Source organism: Mycobacterium kyorinense, from assembly GCF_002101735.1.
In the GTDB taxonomy this organism is placed as follows: Bacteria; Actinomycetota; Actinomycetes; order Mycobacteriales; family Mycobacteriaceae; genus Mycobacterium; species Mycobacterium kyorinense.
In genome coordinates this window covers 176,381-197,243 of the sequence record NZ_LQPE01000143.1, presented here as the reverse complement: position 1 = coordinate 197,243, position 20,863 = coordinate 176,381, and the positions used below count along the sequence as shown (strand labels likewise).

The following is a 20,863-nucleotide window of genomic DNA, read 5'->3' as shown; positions in this document are numbered from 1 at the left end:
GGTCCCGTACCGTACTGTCTACGCCATAGGTCGCGTCCCAGCGTCGAAGGGCTACGGGTGAAACGGTTTTCATTTACCCGCGTGCTTAAGCGCTGGTGGATAGTGCTGCTCACGGTCGCAGTCGTGGCGCTGGCCGCATTTGGGGTCTACCGACTCCACGGCATCTTCGGATCGAACAACGACACGTCGACTCCGACCGGCGTGTTGAACGACAGCGTCCCGTTCAACCCCAAACACGTGGTCTACGAGGTGTTCGGTGACCCCGGGTCGGTGGCGACCATCAATTACCAAGACATCCATGCCGCGCCGCAGCGCGTAGACCGGGCCCCGCTGCCGTGGAGGTACGAGGCCATCACCACCGACCCGGCTGTCATCGCCAACCTGACGGCGCAAGGCAACAGCAGCACACTGGGCTGCCGCATCATCATCAACGACGAGGTCAAGGACGAGAGGACCGTGAACACAGTGAACGCCTACACCTTCTGCCTCGACAAATCCGGATGAGCACGCAGCACGCCCCGCGAAACCGGCTGCCGCACACCATCCGTCGGCTCGCGGTGCCGATCATCCTGTTTTGGCTCGGCCTGACCGCCTTCACGAATATCGCGGTACCGCGGCTAGAAGCCGTTGCGCAAGCACACCAGGTGGGCATGAGTTCCCCGAGCGCACCGAGCCTGCAGGCGATGAAACACATCGGCAAGGTGTTTCAACAGTTCGACTCCGACAGCGCGGCCATGATCGTGCTGGAAGGCGACAAGCCGCTGGGAGACGACGCCCACAAGTTCTACGACACATTGATCCACCGGCTCGAGCAGGACACCAAACACGTCGAGCACATCCAGGACTTCTGGGGGGATCCGCTCACGGCGTCGGCCTCGCAAAGCAACGACGGCAAGGCCGCATTGGTCCAGGTGTATCTCGCCGGTAACCAAGGCGACGCGTTAGCCAGCGAATCCGTCGACGCCGTCCGTAACATTGTCGACCACACGCCCGCGCCGCAGGGCGTCAAAGCCTACGTCACCGGCGCGGCGCCGTTGATCACCGATCAATTCGAGGTGGGCAACAAGGGAATCCTCAAGGTCACCCTCATCACGTTCCTGGTGATCGTGATAATGTTGGCGTGGGTCTACCGTTCCGTCGTCACGACGCTGACGGTGCTCATCACTGTCCTCATCGAAATGGCTGCGGCGCGCGGGGTCGTGGCCGTTCTGGGCAACCTCAATCTGATTGAGCTCTCCACTTTCTCGGTCAACATCCTCACGCTGCTGGCCATCGCCGCCGGCACCGACTACGCGATTTTCGTGCTCGGCCGTTATCACGAAGCACGCGGAGCAGGCGAAGATCGAAAAACGGCCTTCGACACCATGTTTCACGGCACTGCCCACGTCGTCTTGGGCTCGGGCCTGACCATTACCGGGGCGGTGTTCTGCCTGAGGTTTGCTCGTCAGCCCTACTTCGAATCGATGGGCATTCCTTCCGCGGTGGGGATGCTGGTGTCGGTGCTGGCCGCGCTCACCCTGGCGCCGGCCATGCTCGCGGTGCTCAGTCGGTTCGGCCTGCTCGAACCGAAGGTCATGATGCGGACGCGGGGGTGGCGGCGCATCGGCACCGCGATCGTGCGATGGCCGGCGCCCATTCTGGCGGTGACGATCGCTGTCGCGCTGATCGGTCTGCTTGCCCTGCCGGGATATAAGACGAGTTACGACTCCAAGCCATACCTGCCGGCGGCGACGCCGGCTAAGGTTGGTTACGCCGCGGCCGAGCGCCACTTTTCGCAGGCACGGCTGAATCCCGAACTGCTGATGGTCGAGGCGGATCACGACCTGCGTAATCCGGCCGACATGCTGGTCTTGGAACGCGTGGCGAAGAACGTCTTCCACACCCCGGGTATCGCAAAGGTGCAGGGGATCACCCGGCCATTGGGGACGCCGTTGGACCACAGCTCGATCCCGTTTCAACTCAGCCAGCAAAGCGTCGGTCAAGTCATGAACCTGGAGTACCAGAAAGACCGCGCATCCGATCTGCTCAAGCAGGCGGCCGAGTTGAGGAAAACCGTCGGCATCTTGCAACAGCAATATGCGCTGCAAAAGCAAAGCGCCGCAGCCACGCACGAGCAGACCCAAAGCTTTCACGACACGATCGCCGTCATCGATGACCTGCGAGACAAGATCGGGAATTTCGACGACTTCTTCCGGCCGATCCGCAGCTACTTTTACTGGGAGAAGCACTGTTACGACATTCCGGTCTGCTTTGCGCTCAGGTCTATCTGGGACGCGATCGACGGCATCGACGAACTCACCGACCAGTTCCAGAGCATCACCGCGTCGTTGGACAAGCTGGATGCGCTCCAGCCGCAACTGGTTGCGCTGATACCACCGCAGATCGAAAGCCAGATGACGAATCTGGCGCTGACCCTGTCCAACTACGCCACCAACTCCGGGATCAACAGCCAGTCGGCGTTCGCGAACGACAACCCGGCAGCGATGGGACAGGCCTTCGACAAGGCCAAAATCGATGATTCCTTCTACTTGCCACCCGAGGTTTTCTCGAATCCCGATTTCAAGCGCGGTGTGAAACTGTTCATGTCGCCCGATGGCAGGGCTGCGGAAATGATCATCACCCATGACGGTGATCCCGCCACGCCGGAAGGCATCAAGCATGTCGACCTGATCAAGAACGCGGCAAGGGAGTCCGTCAAGGGAACGATTCTCGAGGGCTCCCACATCTATCTCGCGGGAACTGCGGCGACCTACAAAGACATTCAGGACTCGGTGAAATATGACCTGATGATCGTTGGAATCGCGGCGTTGAGCCTGATTTTGCTCATCATGGTTATCATCACCCGAAGCCTCGTCGCCGCAATCGTGATCGTGGGCACCGTGGCGCTGTCGCTGGGCGCCTCGTTCGGCCTGTCGGTCCTGGTCTGGCAGGACATTCTCGGCATCCAGCTGTATTGGGTTGTGTTGGCGCTGGCCGTCATTCTGCTGCTGGCGGTCGGATCCGACTACAATCTTCTGTTGATCTCCCGGTTCAAAGAGGAAATCCATGCCGGGCTGAAGACCGGCATCATCCGCGCGATGGCCGGCTCGGGTTCGGTGGTGACGTCGGCCGGTCTGGTGTTCGCCGCGACAATGTCGTCATTCGCCTTCAGCGCGTTGGTGATTCTCGCCCAAGTGGGAACCACGATCGCGCTGGGTCTGCTGTTTGACACGCTGATCGTGCGATCGTTCATGACCCCGACGATCGCGACGCTGCTCGGCCGCTGGTTCTGGTGGCCGCTGCGGGTGCGCCCGCGTCCGGCCAGCCAAATGCTGCAGCCCTACGGGTCACGGCCCGCGGTTCGCCAGCTCCTGCTGTGGGACGACCCAGACGACGTCGGCGCGACGGCCTCCATGTCGCGTTGAGATCGCGCTCAGGGCTGTGCTTTTGACGACAGCACGACCCTGGACGCGATTTCGATGAAGTTCAACCCGACTGCGGCGCCGTCAACGCCTGCACCGCCGGAGCGAACATGGTCTGCTTGATGGCGCCCAGCGTGCCGGCATCCTTGCCGTCGAGCGGACGCAGTAGCTCCACCGCAGCGTCGGTCACGGCACCCTCGGGAGCCATCGCGTCGACCAGGCCGTGAGCTTCGGCATCGGTGCCGCCGAAGCGCCGGCCCGTCGTCATCGAGGCCACCGCCGCCTGCGGCGTGAGCTTGGCCTGGATCAGTGCCGCCATGCCCGGTGTGAAAGGGATGCGGATGTCCACCTCGGGAAAGCAGAAATAGCCGCGGTCGGCCCGCATCACCCGAAAGTCGTGCGCCAGGGCCAACATTGCCCCTGCGCCGAATGCGTGGCCGACCACCGCTGCCGCGGTGGGTATGGGCAGTGTCAGCATGCGAGCGAGCAGGCCCTGTACTCGTCCCACATACCACTGGGTCTGCTCGCCATGCGCGCTGAGCCAGTCCAGGTCCAGCCCGTTGGTGTAGAACTTGCCGCCCGCCGTCGTGACCAGACCGTGTGCCCCGCCGGCGACGATCTCGTCGAGATAAGAGTCAAGCTGGTCGAGAAAGTCGGGGGAGAACCGGTTTTCGTCGTCGCCGAGATCGACGACGGCGATCTTGTCTTGGTAACTCAGGCTAATTCCCATCGGTTCTCCCTTTCGCTGCCGGTGGTGGTCCGACCTTCAAAACCGCCCGCACGGCCGCGCCCAGATGTTCGCGGGCTGTCGTGTTGCCCAAGCGGTCTCGGCGCAACAGGATGGCGGTCGGCAAGTCGACGATGCAGGTGGTGATGGTGTCGACGGCGCGGGCATCCTTGCGGTCCCAGGCGCCGGTCGCGAGCCGGATCATCAAGGCCACCAACGACTGGTCGAGATCCCTTAGCTCGGCGGCAATCTCGTCGGGCAAGTCAGAGTCGAGCAACTCTTCCCGCGGCACCGTCAACACCAGCTTGGCGGAATCCGGATACCGCTCGGCGAACACCACCGGCGCTTCGGCCGCGGCCACCACGGCCTCCACGGCGGACCGGCGGCCCGGTTCGGCCAGCGCCTGGTCGACCAAAGCGGTTTGCAGCGTGAGGAATCGGCGTCCGGCGCGCAGCCACGCCTGTCCCATCAACCCGGCCCGCGACCCGAACGTGTGGTACACCGCGCCGTTGGAAACCCCCACGGCGTCGCCGATCGCGCGGATGGTCACCGCGGCCGGGCCCGACGCTGCCGTCAGGCGCTCGACCGCGTCGAGCACCCGACCGGGGTCATGAACACGAGGGCGTGGCACACCGGCAGCATAACAGAGCGGATGCTCTATTACCTCGGGGGCGGTTAGGAGAAGTCGCGGAACGCGAGCGCAAAGCCGGCCGCGGCGATGACCGCGGCCGTGCCGTAGCCGATGGTCGACCACCAACCGCCGTGCAGAGAGGCGGTGACGGCGACGATCGCGATGGCGAGAAGAACCATCGCCATGCCATACAGCGGCGGCGTGGCCGCATATCGGTTGCGGCTCATGGGTTCACCTCCTCGGCTGCGGCCATCACCCGGCGCCGAACCAGGTACCAACCCCCGACCAGGCTGGGAGTACCCAGGACCAGGGTTCCGATAATCCAGGCACCGCGCTCTTTGTCGATGATCATCAACACCAGCACGCCCGCGAGGAACGCCAAGGTGGCATAGCCGCTGTAGGGCGCCAAGGGCATCCGGAACCGGGGCCGCTGCATGTGACCGGCCTTGGCCCGCCGGTACATCCGGATCTGGCAGGCCACGATCGTCGCCCAGGCCGCCATGACGCCCAATGCGGCAATGTTGAGCACGATTTCGAAGGCCTGCCCCGGCTTGACCGCGTTGAGCACGACACCGAAGAGCCCGATCAGGCTGGTCAGCAAGATGCCGCCATAGGGCACACCGTTTTTCGACATCCGCGCGGTGAATTTCGGTCCGCTGCCGTTCATCGCCAGCGAACGCAGAATCCGGCCGGTGGAATACAGGCCGGCGTTCAGGCTGGAAAACGCCGCGGTCAGCACCACCACGTTCATCAGGGTGCCGGCGCCGCCGAAACCGATCTTGGAAAAGAACGTCACGAACGGGCTTTCGTGATCCTTGTAGGCGGTATAGGGCAGAAGCAGCGCCAGCAGCAGGACCGACCCGACGTAGAAGATTGCGATGCGGGCCACCACCGAATTGATCGCTCGCGGCATGATCTTCTCCGGCTCGGCGGTCTCGCCCGCGGCGGTGCCGACCAGTTCGACTGCGGCGTAAGAGAATACGACGCCGGAGGTGACCAGCACCAACGGAAACAGCCCGGTGGGCAAGAACCCGCCGTTGTCAGTCCACAGGCTCAGCCCCGTCTCCTGGCCTTCGATCTGGTAGCGCCCGCCCAGGTAGATCGTCCCGACCACCAGGAAGGTCATCAGCGCCACCACCTTGATCAGCGCCGCCCAGAACTCCAGCTCGCCGAAGAGCCGCACCGAGATCATGTTCACCGAGACCACCGCGACCAGCGCGAGCGTCCATTGCGGGATCACGTGGAACGCCGACCAATAGTGGAAGTACTTCGCGATCGCCGTCGAGTCGACGATCCCCGTCATCGACCAGTTCAGGAAATACATCCAGCCGGCGACGAACGCCGCCTTCTCGCCGAAGAATTCCCGGGCGTACGACACGAACGAGCCCGACGACGGACGGTGCAGCACCAATTCGCCGAGTGCGCGCAGGATCAGGAACACGAAGCCGCCGCAGATCGCGTAGGCCAGGAACAACCCCGGTCCCGCCGAGGCGAGGCGCCCGCCCGCACCCAGGAAGAGCCCGGTGCCGATGGCGCCGCCGATCGCGATCATCTGCAGCTGGCGCGGACGCAGATCGTGGTGATAACCGGCGTCCTCGCGGGTCAGGAGGTCGGCCGGAACCTTCTCGGGTACTGCCGGAGCCGGGGTGTCGGGCAGCGGTGGCATCGGGTTCCTAACGTCGTGACTGGGCGCATCGCTGCGACGCGGGCAAACCCGAGGAACGGGCTGGTGGAAAGGGTATCCGACAGGGCGCCGGGCGCCGCCCGGTATTGGCCGCCGCGTCGGGAACAAACCGCCGATCCGCGCCGTTGACCACATCGACAACTTGAGTGAACTCGGCTCAATATTGGCTTGACAGCACCGCGGCAGCGGAGGCAGGCTTGAGCAGGGTTCACTCAGCGTAGTGCAATACGAAGCTCGACTATCAGGGAGGATTCACCATGGCTCGTGCGGTCGGCATCGACCTCGGGACCACCAACTCCGTCGTCTCAGTTCTGGAGGGTGGCGACCCCGTCGTCGTCGCCAACTCCGAGGGCTCCCGGACCACTCCGTCGATCGTCGCGTTCGCGCGCAACGGTGAGGTACTGGTCGGTCAGCCCGCCAAGAACCAGGCGGTGACCAACGTCGACCGCACCGTGCGGTCGGTCAAGCGGCACATGGGCACCGACTGGAAGATCGAAATCGACGGCAAGAAGTACACCGCGCAGGAGATCAGCGCTCGCATTCTGATGAAGCTGAAGCGCGACGCCGAGGCCTACCTCGGCGAGGACATCACCGACGCGGTGATCACCACGCCCGCCTACTTCAACGACGCCCAGCGACAGGCCACCAAGGAGGCCGGCCAGATCGCGGGCCTCAACGTGCTGCGGATCGTCAACGAGCCGACCGCGGCCGCGCTGGCCTACGGCCTGGACAAGGGCGAAAAAGAGCAGCGGATCCTGGTGTTCGACCTCGGTGGCGGCACCTTCGACGTGTCGCTGCTGGAGATCGGCGACGGCGTCGTCGAGGTCCGCGCCACCTCGGGTGACAACCACCTGGGCGGTGACGACTGGGACGACCGGATCGTCAACTGGCTGGTGGACAAGTTCAAGGGCACCAGCGGCATCGACTTGACCAAAGACAAGATGGCGATGCAGCGGCTGCGCGAGGCGGCCGAGAAGGCCAAGATCGAGCTGTCCAGCTCGGGCAGCACGTCGATCAACCTGCCCTACATCACCGTCGACGCCGACAAGAACCCGCTGTTCCTCGACGAGCAGCTGACCCGGGCGGAGTTCCAGCGCATCACCCAGGATCTGCTGGACCGCACGCGCCAGCCCTTCCAGCAGGTGATCAAGGACGCCGGTATCTCGGTGTCGCAGATCGACCACGTGGTGCTGGTGGGCGGTTCGACCCGGATGCCCGCGGTGACCGATCTGGTCAAAGAGCTCACCGGCGGCAAGGAGCCCAACAAGGGCGTCAACCCCGACGAGGTTGTCGCGGTGGGCGCCGCGCTGCAGGCCGGTGTGCTCAAGGGCGAGGTGAAAGACGTTCTGCTGCTGGACGTTACGCCGCTTTCGCTGGGCATCGAGACCAAGGGTGGCGTGATGACCAAGCTGATCGAGCGCAACACCACGATCCCGACCAAGCGGTCGGAGACGTTCACCACCGCCGACGACAACCAGCCGTCGGTGCAGATCCAGGTGTATCAGGGTGAGCGCGAAATCGCCGCACACAACAAGCTGCTCGGCTCCTTCGAGCTGACCGGTATCCCGCCGGCCCCGCGGGGTGTTCCGCAGATCGAGGTGACCTTCGACATCGACGCCAACGGCATCGTGCACGTCACCGCGAAGGACAAGGGCACCGGCAAGGAGAACACGATCAAGATCCAGGAAGGCTCCGGCCTGTCCAAGGAAGAGATCGACCGGATGATCAAGGACGCCGAGGCGCACGCCGAGGAGGACCGCAAGCGCCGCGAGGAGGCCGACGTCCGCAACCAGGCCGAGACGCTGGTCTACCAGACGGAGAAGTTCGTCAAGGAGCAGCGCGAGGCCGAGGGCGGCTCGAAGGTTCCTGAGGACGTCTTGAGCAAGGTCGACGCCGCGGTCGCCGACGCCAAGAAAGCGCTGGAGGGCACCGACATCGGGGCGATCAAGTCCGCGATGGAGAAGCTGGGCCAGGAGTCGCAGGCGCTCGGCCAGGCGATCTACGAGGCCACCCAGGCGGCGCAGGCCGCCGGCGGCCCCAGTGGCGGCGACGGGGCCGGTGCCGCCGACGACGTCGTTGACGCGGAGGTGGTCGACGATGACCGGGAGGCCAAGTGACGGAAGGCAACCCACACGAACAGGTAACGGTCACCGACAAGCGCCGGATTGATCCGGAGACCGGCGAGGTACGCCACGCAGCTTCCGAGCCGGCCCCCAGCGGGCCGGCGCCGGAAGCCGCGACGGCGTCGGCGGCGCCCGACACCGCTGACAAAGTCGCCGAGCTGACCGCCGACCTGCAGCGGGTGCACGCCGACTTCGCCAACTACCGCAAGCGTGCGCTGCGTGACCAGCAGGCCGCGGCCGACCGGGCCAAAGCCACCGTGGTGAGCCAATTGCTGGGCGTGCTCGACGATCTCGATCGGGCGCGCAGCCACGGTGATTTGGAGTCGGGTCCGCTGAAGTCGGTCGCCGACAAGCTGACCAGTGCGCTGAACGGATTGGGGCTGACGGCGTTCGGCGCCGAGGGCGACGACTTCGACCCGGCGCTGCACGAGGCCGTCCAGCACGAGGGCGACGGAGCCGAGGGTTCCAAGCCGGTGATCGGCCACGTCATGCGGCAGGGCTACAAGCTCGGCGACCAGATCCTGCGGCACGCGCTGGTCGGGGTGGTCGACACCTTGGCCGACGACAGCGCCGCCCCGGCCGAGGCACCCGGCGATGCGAATGTCGGTGAGCAGAACGCAGAATCAGAGCCGTCGGAGAATTGACGACGGGTTTAATAAACACAACTACAGGAAGGCGAGAGGGGGTGACGCGGAATGGCCCAACGCGAATGGGTCGAAAAAGACTTCTACAAGGAGCTGGGCGTCTCCCCTGACGCCAGCCAGGACGAGATCAAACGGGCCTACCGCAAGTTGGCCTCCGAATTGCATCCCGACCGTAACCCGAACAACCCGCGCGCCGCGGACCGGTTCAAGGCCGTCTCCGAGGCCAACAGCGTGCTGTCGGATCCGGCCAAGCGCAAGGAATACGACGAAACCCGACGGCTGTTCGCCGGCGGCGGATTTGGCCGCCGCTTCAACGGCGGCGGCGGTGGTGGTGGATTCGGCGGCTTCGGCATGGGTGGTGACGGCGTCGAGTTCAACCTGGGCGACTTGTTCGACGCCGCGGGCCGCACCGGCGGAAGCAATATCGGCGACCTGTTCGGCGGCTTGTTCGGGCGCGGGGCGTCGGCGCCCCGGCCCAGCCGGCCCCGGCGCGGCAACGACCTGGAGACCGAAGCGGAGCTGAGCTTCGTGGAGGCCACCAAGGGTGTGGCGATGCCGTTGCGGCTGACCAGCCCGGCGCCGTGTACCAACTGCCATGGCAGCGGCGCCCGGCCGGGTACCAGCCCCAAGGTGTGCCCCACCTGTAACGGCTCGGGCGTAATCAGCCGCAACCAAGGCGCTTTCGGGTTTTCCGAACCTTGCACCGACTGCCGCGGCAGCGGGTCGATCATCGAGCACCCCTGCTCGGAGTGCAAGGGCACCGGTGTCACCACCCGGACCCGCACCATCAATGTGCGGATCCCGCCGGGTGTCGAGGACGGGCAGCGGATCCGGCTGGCCGGTCAAGGTGAGGCCGGTCTGCGCGGCGCGCCGTCGGGTGACTTGTACGTCACGGTGCACGTGCGACCGGACCCGGTTTTCGGACGCGACGGCGACGACCTGACCGTGACCATCCCGGTGAGCTTCAGCGAATTGGCGCTGGGCACAACGCTTTCGGTGCCGACGCTGGACGGCCGGGTGGGGGTCCGGGTACCCAAGGGCACCGCCGACGGCCGCACCCTGCGGGTGCGCGGCCGCGGCGTGGCCAAGCGCAGCGGTGGCAACGGCGACCTGCTGGTGACCGTCAAGGTCGCCGTTCCGCCGAATCTCGACGGCGCCGCGAAGGAAGCACTGGAGGCCTATGCCGCCGCCGAGCGGGCCAGCGGCTTCGACCCGCGGGCCGGATGGGCAGGTAATCGCTGATGGCCAAGAAGTCCAAAGAGCAAGATTCCCGGACATTTTTGATCTCGGTGGCCGCCGAGCTGGCCGGCATGCATGCGCAGACGCTGCGCACCTACGACCGGCTCGGCCTGGTCAGCCCGCAACGCACTTCCGGTGGGGGACGGCGGTATTCGCAGCGCGACGTCGAATTGCTCCGCGAGGTGCAGCGGCTCTCGCAAGACGAGGGCGTCAACCTGGCCGGCATCAAACGCATCATCGAGCTGACCAATCAGGTCGAGGCTCTGCAGGCCCGTCTCAAGGAGATGGCCGCAGAGATCGAGGCGCTGCGGGCTAACCAGCGGCGGGACTTGGCCGTGATGCCCAAGAGCACCGCAGTGGTGGTCTGGCAGCCGCGGCGTTAACTTTCTACCGCGAGCAGACGCAGAATCGCACAAAATTGCTCGCGCCAATGCGACTCTACGTCTGCTCGCAGCTCAGACCCGGATCGAGAACTGCGCTATGTCCGAGTCGCCGGGCTGTGCTAACCGGTAACCGCCGCGGCGCAGTGAATCGGTGGGCGCGGCCATCGGCTCGAAGCACACCACGTCCTCGCCCGGCGGCGCGAAGATCTGCGCCGCCGGATACCCCTGGTCGAAGCGAACCTCGATGCGCCGGTCGCCACCGGACAGCGTAAACACCTCGCCGTCGGGTACCTGGTCGTAGCCGTCGTCGAATGTCTTGTCGCCCAACGGCTCCGTGATCGCAGGCTGGCTGGCCGACTCGCCGGTGGGCAGTCCCTGTTCGTCGAGTTTCAGGTGTCGCAGCGGCGGAGTCCCGATGATCCACTCGCTGCGCGGCGCGCCGGGCAGCTGCAGGTACGGGTGAAAGCCGTAGCACAACGGAACGGCCTTGTCCGCGGTCGGTGTCACCGCGGCGCGCACGGTCAGCGTACGTTCCGACAATCGCACCGTGAGCGCCAGCAGATGCGGAAACGGGAAGCTGGCCAGTAGATTTGGGTCAGCGCCGAAGTCCACTTCGGCGGTGAGCTCGTTATCCGACTGCGCCACTACGCGCCAGCGCGGATAGCCGGCCAGCATGCCGTGGATCGGCAACCCGTTCGGGTCGGTGCGAAATGTGTTGGGCGCCAACGTCACCGTCTCACCGCCGACCGTATAAGTGGTGTCGCTCAACCGATTCGCCCACGGATACAGCAGAGGGATTCCCATCGTCTTGCCGTCGGAGACGTACGCATCCAAGCCGCGGCGCTGCCCCAGCAGCTGCACGCCGGCGTCGGTCAGCGACACTCCGATCATCCCGGCGTCCGGTACGAACTGTGCCTCGACGGGCGCCGACGGGTCGCGCAGCGTGACGATCTTCATGACGACGAACTTAGCTGGACAACGGGTCGTGCTGGATGCGCTCGGGCGGCGCGCCTTTGGCGATCAGCGCCGCCTTGGTGGCGCGCACCATCGCCGGGCCGCCGCAGATCAGGATCTGCCGGTCGCCCCAACCGCCGTATCGGGTGACCACCTCGGGCAGCCGGCCGGTCTGGCGCACATGCAGACCCCGCGGCGGCGTGACGTCGGGATAGTCGCGGGCCCACTCCGGGTCGGCGGTGTACTCCGAAACGGGCGACACCGACAGCCACGGGTTGTGCGCGGCGATCTGCCACAGGGTCGGCAAGTCGTAGAGCTCGCACGGATAGCGGCCGCCGAAGAACATGTGCACCCGCGGGTTCTCACCCCAACGGGCGAGGTCCATCACGATCGCGCGCAGCGGCGCCAGGCCTGTGCTGCCCGCCACCATCAACACGTCGCCGCCGTCGCGGTCGACCTGCAGCGCGCCGTGCGGGCTGGACAGCCGCCAGCGGTCGCCGGGCTGCGTTTCGCCGACGATCGCGGTGCTGACCAGGCCGCCCGGCACCGCCCGCACGTGGAATTCGATCGCGCCGCTCTCGTCCGGCGGGATGGCCGGCGTCAGGTAGCGCCACCGCCGCGGGCACTGCGGCACCGCGACGTTGACGTACTGGCCCGGGTGGTAGTGCAGCGGGCGGTCCAACTGAAGCCGCACGACCGCGAGGTCACGCGACACCCGCAGATGTTCGATCACCGTGCCGTCCCACCACGCCGGCCCGTCCTCGGCGTCGGCCGCGCCGCTCATCACCCCGGTGATCAGGTTCAGCGACTGCCGGGCTGCTTCGTCGACCCCGTCGGTCCAGGCGTCGGCCAGCTCGTCGCGCAGCGTCGCATACAACGCTTGCCGCAATGTCTCGTAATGCTCGGGGGCAACTCCGTATTTGCGGTGGTCGCGGCCGAGCTGAGCCAAAAACGCCACCGGTGCCTGGGCCCGCTGCGCGACGAGTTCGCCGTAGACCCAGTTCATCGCGTGCGCGAACGCGGCGCGCTGGCCCGCCATGTCCGGCGGGAACATGTCACGCAGTGCGACGTCGAGGGAGAACCAGCGGGTGTAGAACCGGCCGATCAAGCTGCCGGCGTCGCGAGCGGCCTCCTCGTTGAAGGCGGCATGCAACACCCGCAGCGCATCCCGGTCTTCTAGGCCCACGGGCGACGATTTTATGCGCGTTCGCGCACCCGCCGGTTACAGCGCGTGAATGCCCTTGTACAGCACCAACAGTCCCAGCACGACCAGGATGGCCGCGAGCATCGCCGCATTATGCCGCTCCATCCAGGCCTGGAGCCGGGCCAGCGGATCGTCGAGGCGCTCGCCGGCCGCCGCGTAGGCCAGCACCGGAATCGCGACCGTCGACGCGGCGACGGCGACGAAGAACACCGCCGCTACCCAAGCGCGGGTGAGGCCCAACCCGGCGCTGCCGATCACCAAACCGGCTGCGGCGCAAAGCAACAGCACCTCGAGCCGCACCACGGCCAGCACCGCCCCGGTGATGGCCGCCCGCCCTGGGGTGAGGTTGGTGAGCGACCGCATCCACCGCGGAGCATCGGTGTGGCGATGACGGGTCAGCCACCGCACGACACCGAACACGATGAGTGCCGCGCCGACGACGATCCGCAGCCACGACGCCCACGCCGGCGGCGACTTATGCAGGCCGCCGAGCAGGCCGGATAACGAGACGAACAGTGCCGTCAGCGCTGCAAGGGCCAGCAGCCAGCCGCCGAGGAACGCCAGGCTGCTCGCCCGCGGCCGCGGTGTCTGCAGGATCAGCACGGCAGGGACGATCGACAGGGGCGAGAGGGCGATCACCAGGGCCAGGGAATAGAGGCCGGTCAGCTCCGAACCAAAGCCGCCCGCCACGCAAGAACCGTAACCCGGCGGTCAGAGGCAGAGCTTCCATTCGCCGTTCTCTTTGGCGAAGGTCATCTGGGTGTCCCGCGTTCTGCCATCCACCGTGCCGGTAATCATGGCGGTGGCCTTGTCGCCGTTGACCTGAATGGATTTGACGGTGACCGGGCCGTGCGATTTGCCCCCGCCGGGCGGCTTCATGTCCGGGTGAGCCTGGCTCACCTGGTCGATGATTTGCTGCATCTTGGTGCACCACAGCCCGCGAAACGCCGTGACGTCGGAGCTGTTGGTGGCTTGGGCCTTGCTGATCAGCGCCCGGATCTGCTCGTCGTCGGACTTCGGCTTGGAGCCAACCACGGCAATGACAGCGACGGCCACGGCCACCGCCGCGAGGAGCGCGACGATGCCGCCCACAATCCATACCATCCGGTTTCGCCGGCGCACACCGGGCGGCGGCGCCCGCCATCCCGCCGGGCTGGGAATCCAGTCCGGCGCAGCCGACGGCGCCGGAGGCCACGCAGACGGCGGTTGCCAACCCGGTTGCGGCGGGTACCCGCCTTGCGGCGGATACGGCCCTTGCGGTGGATACGGAGCCTGCGGCATCGGCGGTGGCCCCTGCGGCGGTGGCCCTTGCGGTGGCATGGGCGGCGGGTAGCTGGACATAGCGATCCATTTTGCGGCATTGCCCGCGCTTCGCCGCGCAAGACCCATGCCGTCGTCGCGTCAAAAATCGCTAGACTTGAGCGGAACAGACTCAACCTTGACGGCGTTGAACATCGCGACAAGCATTTTTACCTGTACGGAATGGAGGTGTTGTGGACTCTTTTAACCCGACAACCAAGACTCAAGCGGCGCTGACCTCGGCGCTGCAGGCGGCATCGGCCGCCGGCAACCCCGAGATCCGGCCCGCTCATCTGCTGTTGGCGCTGCTGACGCAGAACGACGGGATCGCCGCGCCGCTGCTGGAGGCTGTCGGCGTCGAGCCCGCCACCATCCGCGCCGAGGCGCAGCGCCTCCTCGACCGGCTACCGCAAACCAGCGGGGCCACCACGCAACCGCAGCTGTCCCGTGAGTCGCTGGCCGCGATCACCACCGCACAGCAGCTGGCCACCGAGATGGACGACGAATACGTCTCCACCGAGCACCTGATGGTCGGGCTGGCGACCGGCGACTCCGACGTCGCCAAGCTGCTGACCGGCCACGGCGCCTCCCCGCAAGCGCTACGGGAGGCGTTCGTCAAGGTCCGCGGCAGCGCCCGGGTCACCAGCCCCGAGCCGGAGGCCACCTACCAGGCGTTGGAGAAGTACTCCACCGACCTGACCGCGCGTGCCCGTGACGGCAAGCTGGACCCAGTTATCGGGCGGGACAACGAGATTCGTCGCGTGGTGCAGGTGCTCTCCCGTCGCACCAAGAACAACCCGGTGCTGATCGGGGAGCCCGGTGTCGGTAAGACCGCGATCGTCGAAGGCCTTGCGCAGCGCATCGTCGCCGGCGACGTGCCGGAGAGCCTGCGCGACAAGACCGTCATCGCGCTGGACCTCGGCTCGATGGTGGCCGGGTCGAAGTACCGCGGTGAGTTCGAGGAGCGGCTGAAGGCCGTGCTCGACGACATCAAGAACTCTGCCGGGCAGATCATCACGTTCATCGACGAGCTGCACACCATCGTCGGCGCCGGCGCGACCGGCGAAGGCGCGATGGACGCCGGCAACATGATCAAGCCGATGCTGGCCCGCGGCGAGCTGCGACTGGTCGGCGCCACCACGCTCGACGAGTACCGCAAGCACATCGAGAAGGACGCCGCGCTGGAGCGGCGCTTCCAGCAGGTGTACGTGGGCGAGCCGTCGGTGGAAGACACGGTCGGCATCCTGCGCGGTCTGAAGGACCGCTACGAGGTGCACCACGGGGTGCGCATCACCGACTCGGCGCTGGTTGCGGCGGCCACTTTGAGCGACCGCTACATCACCGCGCGGTTCTTGCCGGACAAGGCGATCGACCTGGTCGACGAGGCCGCGTCGCGCTTGAGGATGGAAATCGACTCGCGGCCCGTCGAAATCGACGAGGTCGAGCGGCTGGTGCGCCGGCTGGAGATCGAGGAGATGGCGCTGGCCAAGGAAGAGGACGACGCGTCCAAGGAGCGGCTGGCCAAGCTGCGCGCCGAGCTGGCCGACCACAAGGAAAAGCTGGCCGAGCTGACCACCCGTTGGCAGAACGAGAAGAGCGCCATCGACACCGTCCGCGAACTGAAGGAGCAGCTGGAGACGCTGCGCGGCGAGTCCGAGCGCGCCGAGCGCGACGGCGATCTGGCCAAGGCCGCCGAGCTGCGCTACGGCCGCATCCCCGAGGTGGAGAAGAAACTCGAGGCGGCGCTGCCCCAGGCCGAGGCCCGCGAGCAGGTCATGCTCAAGGAAGAGGTCGGCCCGGACGACATCGCCGACGTGGTGTCGGCGTGGACGGGCATCCCGGCCGGGCGGCTGCTGGAAGGCGAGACCGCCAAGCTGCTGCGGATGGAAGACGAGCTGGCCAAACGCGTCGTCGGGCAGCGCAAGGCCGTGCAGGCGGTCTCGGACGCCGTCCGGCGCAGCCGGGCCGGCGTGTCGGACCCCAACCGGCCCACGGGCGCGTTCCTTTTCCTGGGCCCCACCGGCGTCGGCAAGACCGAGCTGGCCAAGGCGCTGGCCGACTTCCTGTTCGACGACGAGCGCGCGATGGTGCGCATCGACATGAGCGAGTACGGCGAGAAGCACTCGGTGGCCCGGCTGGTCGGCGCGCCGCCCGGCTACATCGGGTACGACCAGGGCGGCCAGCTGACCGAGGCGGTCCGCCGCCGGCCGTACACGGTGGTGCTGTTCGACGAGGTCGAAAAGGCCCACCCGGACGTGTTCGACGTGCTGCTGCAGGTTCTCGACGAGGGCCGGCTCACCGACGGGCAGGGCCGCACGGTCGACTTCCGCAACACGATCCTGATCCTGACGTCCAACCTCGGGTCGGGCGGCGACGAGGAGATGGTGATGGCCGCGGTGCGCGCCACGTTCAAGCCGGAGTTCATCAACCGGCTCGACGACGTGCTGATCTTCGAGGGACTCAACCCCGAGGAGCTGGTGGCTATCGTCGACATCCAGCTCGAGCAGCTGGCCAAGCGGCTGGCGCAGCGGCGGCTGACCCTCGAGGTGTCGCTGCAGGCCAAGCGCTGGCTGGCGCAGCGCGGGTTCGACCCGGTGTACGGGGCGCGCCCGCTGCGGCGGCTGGTGCAGCAGGCCATCGGCGACCAGTTGGCCAAGATGCTGCTGGCCGGCGACGTCCACGACGGCGACACCGTGCCGGTCAACGTCAGCCCGGACGGCGAGTCGCTGATTCTCGGTTGAGCTCGGGCGTCGACTTGTTGTGGCGGTTCCTTCCGAAACCGCCCGACAAGTCGACGTTCGGCGTGACGGGGTTGTGACCTGCAAGCATTCGTGATTCCGGGGCAGTAGCAAGTACGCTAGGCCCGATGGTCCCGCTTTGGTTCACGCTGTCCGCGCTGTGCTTCGTCGGCGCGGTGGTGCTGCTGTACGTCGACATCGATCGGCGTCGCGGGCGTGGCCGTCGCCGCAAGTCCTGGGCCCGCTCACACGGTTTCGACTACGAACCGGAGAACACCGAGATCGTCCAGCGGTGGAAGCGCGGCGTCATGTCGACGGTCGGCGACATCCCGGCCCGCAACGTGGTGCTGGGCCAGATCCGCGGCGAGGCCGTGTTCATCTTCGACCTCGAAGAAGTGGCCACCGTGATCGCGCTGCACCGCAAGGTGGGCACCAACGTCGTGGTCGACGTGCGGCTCAAGGGCCTCAAAGAGCCTCGGGAGAACGACATTTGGCTACTCGGGGCGATCGGGCCGCGGATGGTGTACTCGACCAACCTCGACGCGGCCCGGCGGGCCTGCGACCGGCGGATGGTCACCTTCGCACACACCGCGCCGGACTGCGCCGAGATCATGTGGAACGAAGAGAACTGGACGCTGGTCAGCATGCCCATCACCAGCACCCGCGCCCAGTGGGACGAGGGTCTGCGCACTGTGCGCCAATTCAACGACCTGCTGCGGGTTCTTCCCCCCGTGCCGCAGCAGGCCGCGACACCGGCACCGGCCGCACGCCGCAGCGCCGCCCCGAGCCGCCCGTTGGCTCCGGCCGGCCGGGCCGAGTCCCCGCAGCGGCGCGCCGAGGCGCCCGCCCGTCCGGAGCCGACGCGCCGCGCATCGGCCGAGCCGGTGCGCCGGGAAAGCACCCGTGGGGGAGCGGTCCGCCGCCCGCCGCCGGCCGGCCGGAACGGCTACCAGGCCACGCATTACCAGCGCTGATTACACTGGCGCCGTGCCGCGTCCCGTCGCCCTGATCACCGGGCCCACATCCGGAATCGGCGAGGGCTACGCACGTCGCTACGCGGCCGACGGGCACGACCTGGTCCTGGTGTCCCGCGACGCCGACCGGCTAAACCAACTGGCGGCGGAATTGCGCGACGAGGCCGGCCGCGACGTCGAGGTGCTGGCGGCCGACCTGGCCGCCGCCGACGGCCGCGGCAAGGTCGCCGAGCGGCTGGCCCGCGGTGTCGACGTGTTGGTCAACAACGCAGGCTTCGGCACCTCCGGTGAATTCTGGACCGCCGATCCGGCGCTGCTGCAGGCTCAGCTCGACGTCAACGTGACCGCGGTGATGCAGCTGACCCGGGCCGCGCTGCCGGCCATGCTCGACGCCGGCTCGGGCACGGTGATCAACGTCGCTAGCGTCGCCGGGCTGCTTTCGGGCCGCGGCTCGACCTACTCGGCGTCCAAGGCGTGGGTGGTGTCGTTCACCGAGGGCCTGGCCGGCGGCCTGAAGGGCACCGGCGTGAGCGTGCACGCGGTCTGTCCGGGCTACGTGCACACCGAATTTCATCGCCGGGCCGGCATCGACATGACCAAGCTGCCGTCGTTTCTGTGGCTCGAGGTCGACGACGTGGTCCGGGAAAGCCTTGCAGACATCGCCCGCGGCAAGGTGATCAGCGTTCCGGGCCTGCAGTACAAGCTTCTCACCGGCGGCGCGCGGTTGTTGCCGCGAAACCTTGCCCGCGCCACCACAAACAGATTTGGCCGGGGCCGTGGCAGAACGTGAGCCCCGCGACGAGCTGGCCGAGCTGGTGCGCCGGTTGTCGGTGGTGCACGGTCGGGTCACGCTGTCGTCGGGCAAGGAGGCCGACTACTACGTCGACTTGCGCCGCGCCACCCTGCACCATCGGGCCGCCCCGCTGATCGGCCGGCTGATTCGCGAGCTTACCGACGACTGGGACTACGCCTCGGTCGGCGGCCTGACCCTGGGCGCCGATCCGGTGGCGACCGCGGTCATGCACGCACCGGGCCGCCCGATCGACGCGTTCGTGGTCCGCAAGTCGGTGAAAACCCATGGCATGCAACGACTTATCGAGGGTCCCGACATTGCCGGGCGGCGCGTGCTGATAGTCGAGGACACCAGCACCACCGGCGCGTCGGCGTTGACCGCGGTGCGCGCGGTGCGCGACGCCGGCGCCGAAGTTGTCGGGGTGGCGACGGTGGTGGATCGCGCTACCGGTGCTGCCGAAGCCATCCAAGCCGAGGGGCTGGCCTACCGCAGCGTGCTCGGCCTGGCGGATCTGGGCCTGCGTTAGACACCGTGCGGGCTCTCATTGCGATGTTGGCGACGCTGGTCCTGGTGTCCGGCTGCGGGGGCTCTGGTCACCCGGAGCGCATCTACGGCGCGCAGTCGGCACGGCTGGGCGAATCGGTTGCGGTGCTGGGCTGGAACGTCGCGGTGTCCAACCTGCGCTGGAACGCCGACTACGTCCTTGTCGACGTCGACGCCGCGCCCACCGATCCGGCTGCCCCGCACGCCAAACCCGGCGAGCTGCGGTTCGGGCTCTATGGTGCGCTGGCCCACCCGATGGAGGCCGCCGGCATCGGCAGCTGTGACACCGCGAAAAATGTTGTGGTGCAGGCACTCTCGTCGCCGACACCCGACCGGCTCACCGGCACCGTGTGTTTGGGACCGCAAAAGGAGCGCAGCACCGTGCGCGGGGTATACGTGTATTCGCCGCGAGACCGGATCGCCGGTAGCGCCGCAGCCTATCCGGCGGCTTTCCCGGTGGGCATGTTGCCGACCAAGGAGAACGACATCGGCATGGTCGTCAAGACCACCAGCGTGGCGGCGTGGCGCGCCGACGGCACCCAACTGAGCCAGCAGTCGCTGGGTGACCCGGGCGCGTTCACCGGCAGCGGCTACATGCTGCTGGGGCTGGTCGCCGACGCGATCGCGGCGAAATACCGCGACGACTCCGCGGCTCGCGGCGGACCGATGATGCTGCTGGCCGCCCCGACCCTGCCCCCGCCGGGGCTCTCCCCAGCCTGCTCGACATACGGGTCGTCCGCGCTGCTGCTGCCCGAGGCGTCGCTGGACGCCGTGCACATCGACGCCTCGCTGTGCATCCAGGGCGAGATCAACCAAGCGCTGCTTTATGCGACGGTCTCGGTGGTCGGCACCCACGCCGCGGTCTGGACCAGCCGATGACCGAACCCGGCCCCACCGAATGGGGCCTACCCGCAAGCGGAGTCGGGCCCTGGGTCGGCGACCCGCCCGACGACCCGCGCTACGACCCGGCGCTGCTGCGCGACGGCGACACCCGCAACGTCGTCGACGCCTACCGGTACTGGCGCCGGGAGGCGATCATCGCCGACATCGACAAGCGGCGGCATCCACTGCACGTGGCGATCGAGAACTTCGGGCACGACGCCAACATCGGTTCGGTGGTGCGCACCGCCAACGCATTCGCCGTCGACACCGTCCACATCGTCGGCCGGCGACGCTGGAATCGCCGCGGCGCCATGGTCACCGACCGCTACCAGAGGCTGCGTCATCACGACACGATCGCCGAGTTGCTGAGCTTCGCGGCGGACGCCGGGCTGACCGTGGTCGCCGTCGACAACGTTCCCGGCGCCGCCCGCCTGGAGCAGACCGCGCTGCCGCGGCATTGCCTGCTGGTGTTCGGCCAGGAAGGGCCCGGCATCAGCGACGACGCCCGGTCGGGCGCGGCGCTGACCGTGTCGATCGCCCAGTTCGGCTCCACGCGCAGCATCAACGTCGCCGTCGCCGCCGGGATCGCCATGCATGCGTGGATCACCAGACACGGAAACATCGCGAAGGCCTGGTAGGGCAGG

At 67.2% G+C, this 20,863-nt stretch carries 20 protein-coding genes; 12 read left to right on the top strand and 8 right to left on the bottom strand.

Annotation, left to right across the window (positions count from 1 at the left end; translation table 11 throughout):
* Positions 1-81 precede the first annotated feature (81 nt).
* Entirely contained in the window at positions 82-504 is a 423-nt protein-coding gene (locus AWC14_RS19445) for an MmpS family transport accessory protein (RefSeq protein ID WP_268811702.1), read from the top strand.
* Positions 501-3,404 carry an MMPL/RND family transporter gene (locus AWC14_RS19440; RefSeq protein ID WP_057003148.1) on the top strand — a complete coding sequence of 968 codons (2,904 nt, stop codon included), beginning with the start codon at positions 501-503 and terminating at the stop codon, positions 3,402-3,404. The genes AWC14_RS19445 and AWC14_RS19440 overlap by 4 nt, the downstream gene beginning before the upstream one ends.
* Before the next feature lie 61 nt (positions 3,405-3,465).
* On the opposite strand, the gene AWC14_RS19435 is transcribed toward AWC14_RS19440, so the two are convergent.
* Genes AWC14_RS19435 through AWC14_RS19420 form a run of 4 tightly spaced genes read right to left on the bottom strand, consistent with a single transcriptional unit; the run spans position 3,466 to position 6,425 of the window.
* Positions 3,466-4,131 (bottom strand): enoyl-CoA hydratase-related protein, encoded by a 666-nt coding sequence (locus AWC14_RS19435; protein ID WP_045374083.1) that lies wholly within the window; start codon positions 4,129-4,131, stop codon positions 3,466-3,468.
* On the bottom strand, positions 4,121-4,759 hold the full coding sequence (locus AWC14_RS19430) for a TetR/AcrR family transcriptional regulator (protein WP_045374080.1): 639 nt from the start codon (positions 4,757-4,759) through the stop codon (positions 4,121-4,123). The genes AWC14_RS19435 and AWC14_RS19430 overlap by 11 nt, the downstream gene beginning before the upstream one ends.
* Positions 4,760-4,803: 44 nt before the next feature.
* Positions 4,804-4,986, bottom strand: coding sequence for a hypothetical protein (locus AWC14_RS19425; RefSeq protein WP_045374077.1), 183 nt, complete (start codon positions 4,984-4,986; stop codon positions 4,804-4,806).
* Positions 4,983-6,425: an amino acid permease gene (locus AWC14_RS19420; protein WP_085241398.1), complete on the bottom strand. Its 1,443-nt coding sequence runs from the start codon at positions 6,423-6,425 to the stop codon at positions 4,983-4,985. Before AWC14_RS19420 ends, AWC14_RS19425 begins: the two co-directional genes overlap by 4 nt.
* Positions 6,426-6,700: 275 nt before the next feature.
* On the opposite strand from AWC14_RS19420, the gene dnaK reads away from it, so the two are divergent.
* The 4 genes from dnaK to AWC14_RS19400 are packed head-to-tail and all read left to right on the top strand — an operon-like array spanning position 6,701 to position 10,832.
* Positions 6,701-8,560 carry a molecular chaperone DnaK gene (gene dnaK, locus AWC14_RS19415; protein ID WP_045374071.1) on the top strand — a complete coding sequence of 620 codons (1,860 nt, stop codon included), beginning with the start codon at positions 6,701-6,703 and terminating at the stop codon, positions 8,558-8,560.
* Positions 8,557-9,210 carry a nucleotide exchange factor GrpE gene (gene grpE / locus AWC14_RS19410; RefSeq protein ID WP_045374068.1) on the top strand — a complete coding sequence of 218 codons (654 nt, stop codon included), beginning with the start codon at positions 8,557-8,559 and terminating at the stop codon, positions 9,208-9,210. The genes dnaK and grpE overlap by 4 nt, the downstream gene beginning before the upstream one ends.
* A gap of 51 nt (positions 9,211-9,261) precedes the next feature.
* Positions 9,262-10,452, top strand: a complete 1,191-nt coding sequence (gene dnaJ, locus AWC14_RS19405; RefSeq protein WP_045374065.1) for a molecular chaperone DnaJ — start codon at positions 9,262-9,264, stop codon at positions 10,450-10,452.
* Positions 10,452-10,832, top strand: a complete 381-nt coding sequence (locus tag AWC14_RS19400; RefSeq protein WP_045374062.1) for a heat shock protein transcriptional repressor HspR — start codon at positions 10,452-10,454, stop codon at positions 10,830-10,832. Before dnaJ ends, AWC14_RS19400 begins: the two co-directional genes overlap by 1 nt.
* Before the next feature lie 72 nt (positions 10,833-10,904).
* Here the strand turns inward: AWC14_RS19400 and AWC14_RS19395 are convergent, their stop codons facing one another.
* From AWC14_RS19395 to AWC14_RS19380, 4 genes are read right to left on the bottom strand one after another with little or no spacing between them, the layout of a single operon-like run.
* Entirely contained in the window at positions 10,905-11,789 is an 885-nt protein-coding gene (locus AWC14_RS19395) for an aldose 1-epimerase (RefSeq protein WP_045374059.1), read from the bottom strand.
* A 10-nt stretch (positions 11,790-11,799) separates the two neighbouring features.
* The gene (locus AWC14_RS19390; protein ID WP_045374055.1) at positions 11,800-12,972 is read right to left on the bottom strand and encodes an FAD-binding oxidoreductase; all 1,173 of its coding nucleotides are present in this window, start codon (positions 12,970-12,972) and stop codon (positions 11,800-11,802) included.
* Positions 12,973-13,008: 36 nt separating this feature from the next.
* A complete protein-coding gene (locus AWC14_RS19385; protein WP_057003147.1) occupies positions 13,009-13,680 on the bottom strand; it encodes a GAP family protein in 672 nt (223 codons plus the stop codon).
* A 21-nt stretch (positions 13,681-13,701) separates the two neighbouring features.
* The gene (locus tag AWC14_RS19380) at positions 13,702-14,094 is read right to left on the bottom strand and encodes an Rv0361 family membrane protein (protein WP_045374052.1); all 393 of its coding nucleotides are present in this window, start codon (positions 14,092-14,094) and stop codon (positions 13,702-13,704) included.
* Between the two features lie 389 nt (positions 14,095-14,483).
* On the opposite strand from AWC14_RS19380, the gene clpB reads away from it, so the two are divergent.
* From clpB to AWC14_RS19350, 6 genes are all read left to right on the top strand, one after another.
* A complete protein-coding gene (gene clpB / locus AWC14_RS19375; protein ID WP_057003146.1) occupies positions 14,484-17,030 on the top strand; it encodes an ATP-dependent chaperone ClpB in 2,547 nt (848 codons plus the stop codon).
* 125 nt (positions 17,031-17,155) lie between these two features.
* Positions 17,156-18,001: a trehalose monomycolate transport factor TtfA gene (gene ttfA, locus AWC14_RS19370; RefSeq protein ID WP_045374049.1), complete on the top strand. Its 846-nt coding sequence runs from the start codon at positions 17,156-17,158 to the stop codon at positions 17,999-18,001.
* 13 nt (positions 18,002-18,014) lie between these two features.
* Positions 18,015-18,791 (top strand): SDR family NAD(P)-dependent oxidoreductase, encoded by a 777-nt coding sequence (locus AWC14_RS19365; protein WP_045374046.1) that lies wholly within the window; start codon positions 18,015-18,017, stop codon positions 18,789-18,791.
* Entirely contained in the window at positions 18,778-19,320 is a 543-nt protein-coding gene (pyrE, locus tag AWC14_RS19360; protein WP_045374114.1) for an orotate phosphoribosyltransferase, read from the top strand. The genes AWC14_RS19365 and pyrE overlap by 14 nt, the downstream gene beginning before the upstream one ends.
* 23 nt (positions 19,321-19,343) lie before the next feature.
* Positions 19,344-20,216, top strand: coding sequence for a hypothetical protein (locus tag AWC14_RS19355; RefSeq protein ID WP_142281764.1), 873 nt, complete (start codon positions 19,344-19,346; stop codon positions 20,214-20,216).
* Positions 20,213-20,857 (top strand): TrmH family RNA methyltransferase, encoded by a 645-nt coding sequence (locus tag AWC14_RS19350; protein ID WP_045374040.1) that lies wholly within the window; start codon positions 20,213-20,215, stop codon positions 20,855-20,857. Before AWC14_RS19355 ends, AWC14_RS19350 begins: the two co-directional genes overlap by 4 nt.
* The last annotated feature ends 6 nt before the right edge of the window (positions 20,858-20,863 follow it).

What these genes read in the sequence shown, in the direction of transcription:
- AWC14_RS19440 (WP_057003148.1), top strand. Translation starts at nt 501, where the DNA reads ATGAGCACGCAGCACGCCCCGCGAAACCGGCTGCCGCACACCATCCGT.
- AWC14_RS19435 (WP_045374083.1), bottom strand. Translation starts at nt 4,131, where the DNA reads ATGGGAATTAGCCTGAGTTACCAAGACAAGATCGCCGTCGTCGATCTC.
- AWC14_RS19425 (WP_045374077.1), bottom strand. Translation starts at nt 4,986, where the DNA reads ATGAGCCGCAACCGATATGCGGCCACGCCGCCGCTGTATGGCATGGCG.
- AWC14_RS19420 (WP_085241398.1), bottom strand. Translation starts at nt 6,425, where the DNA reads ATGCCACCGCTGCCCGACACCCCGGCTCCGGCAGTACCCGAGAAGGTT.
- dnaK (WP_045374071.1), top strand. Translation starts at nt 6,701, where the DNA reads ATGGCTCGTGCGGTCGGCATCGACCTCGGGACCACCAACTCCGTCGTC.
- dnaJ (WP_045374065.1), top strand. Translation starts at nt 9,262, where the DNA reads ATGGCCCAACGCGAATGGGTCGAAAAAGACTTCTACAAGGAGCTGGGC.
- AWC14_RS19400 (WP_045374062.1), top strand. Translation starts at nt 10,452, where the DNA reads ATGGCCAAGAAGTCCAAAGAGCAAGATTCCCGGACATTTTTGATCTCG.
- AWC14_RS19395 (WP_045374059.1), bottom strand. Translation starts at nt 11,789, where the DNA reads ATGAAGATCGTCACGCTGCGCGACCCGTCGGCGCCCGTCGAGGCACAG.
- AWC14_RS19380 (WP_045374052.1), bottom strand. Translation starts at nt 14,094, where the DNA reads ATGGTATGGATTGTGGGCGGCATCGTCGCGCTCCTCGCGGCGGTGGCC.
- ttfA (WP_045374049.1), top strand. Translation starts at nt 17,156, where the DNA reads ATGGTCCCGCTTTGGTTCACGCTGTCCGCGCTGTGCTTCGTCGGCGCG.
- AWC14_RS19355 (WP_142281764.1), top strand. Translation starts at nt 19,344, where the DNA reads ATGTTGGCGACGCTGGTCCTGGTGTCCGGCTGCGGGGGCTCTGGTCAC.
- AWC14_RS19350 (WP_045374040.1), top strand. Translation starts at nt 20,213, where the DNA reads ATGACCGAACCCGGCCCCACCGAATGGGGCCTACCCGCAAGCGGAGTC.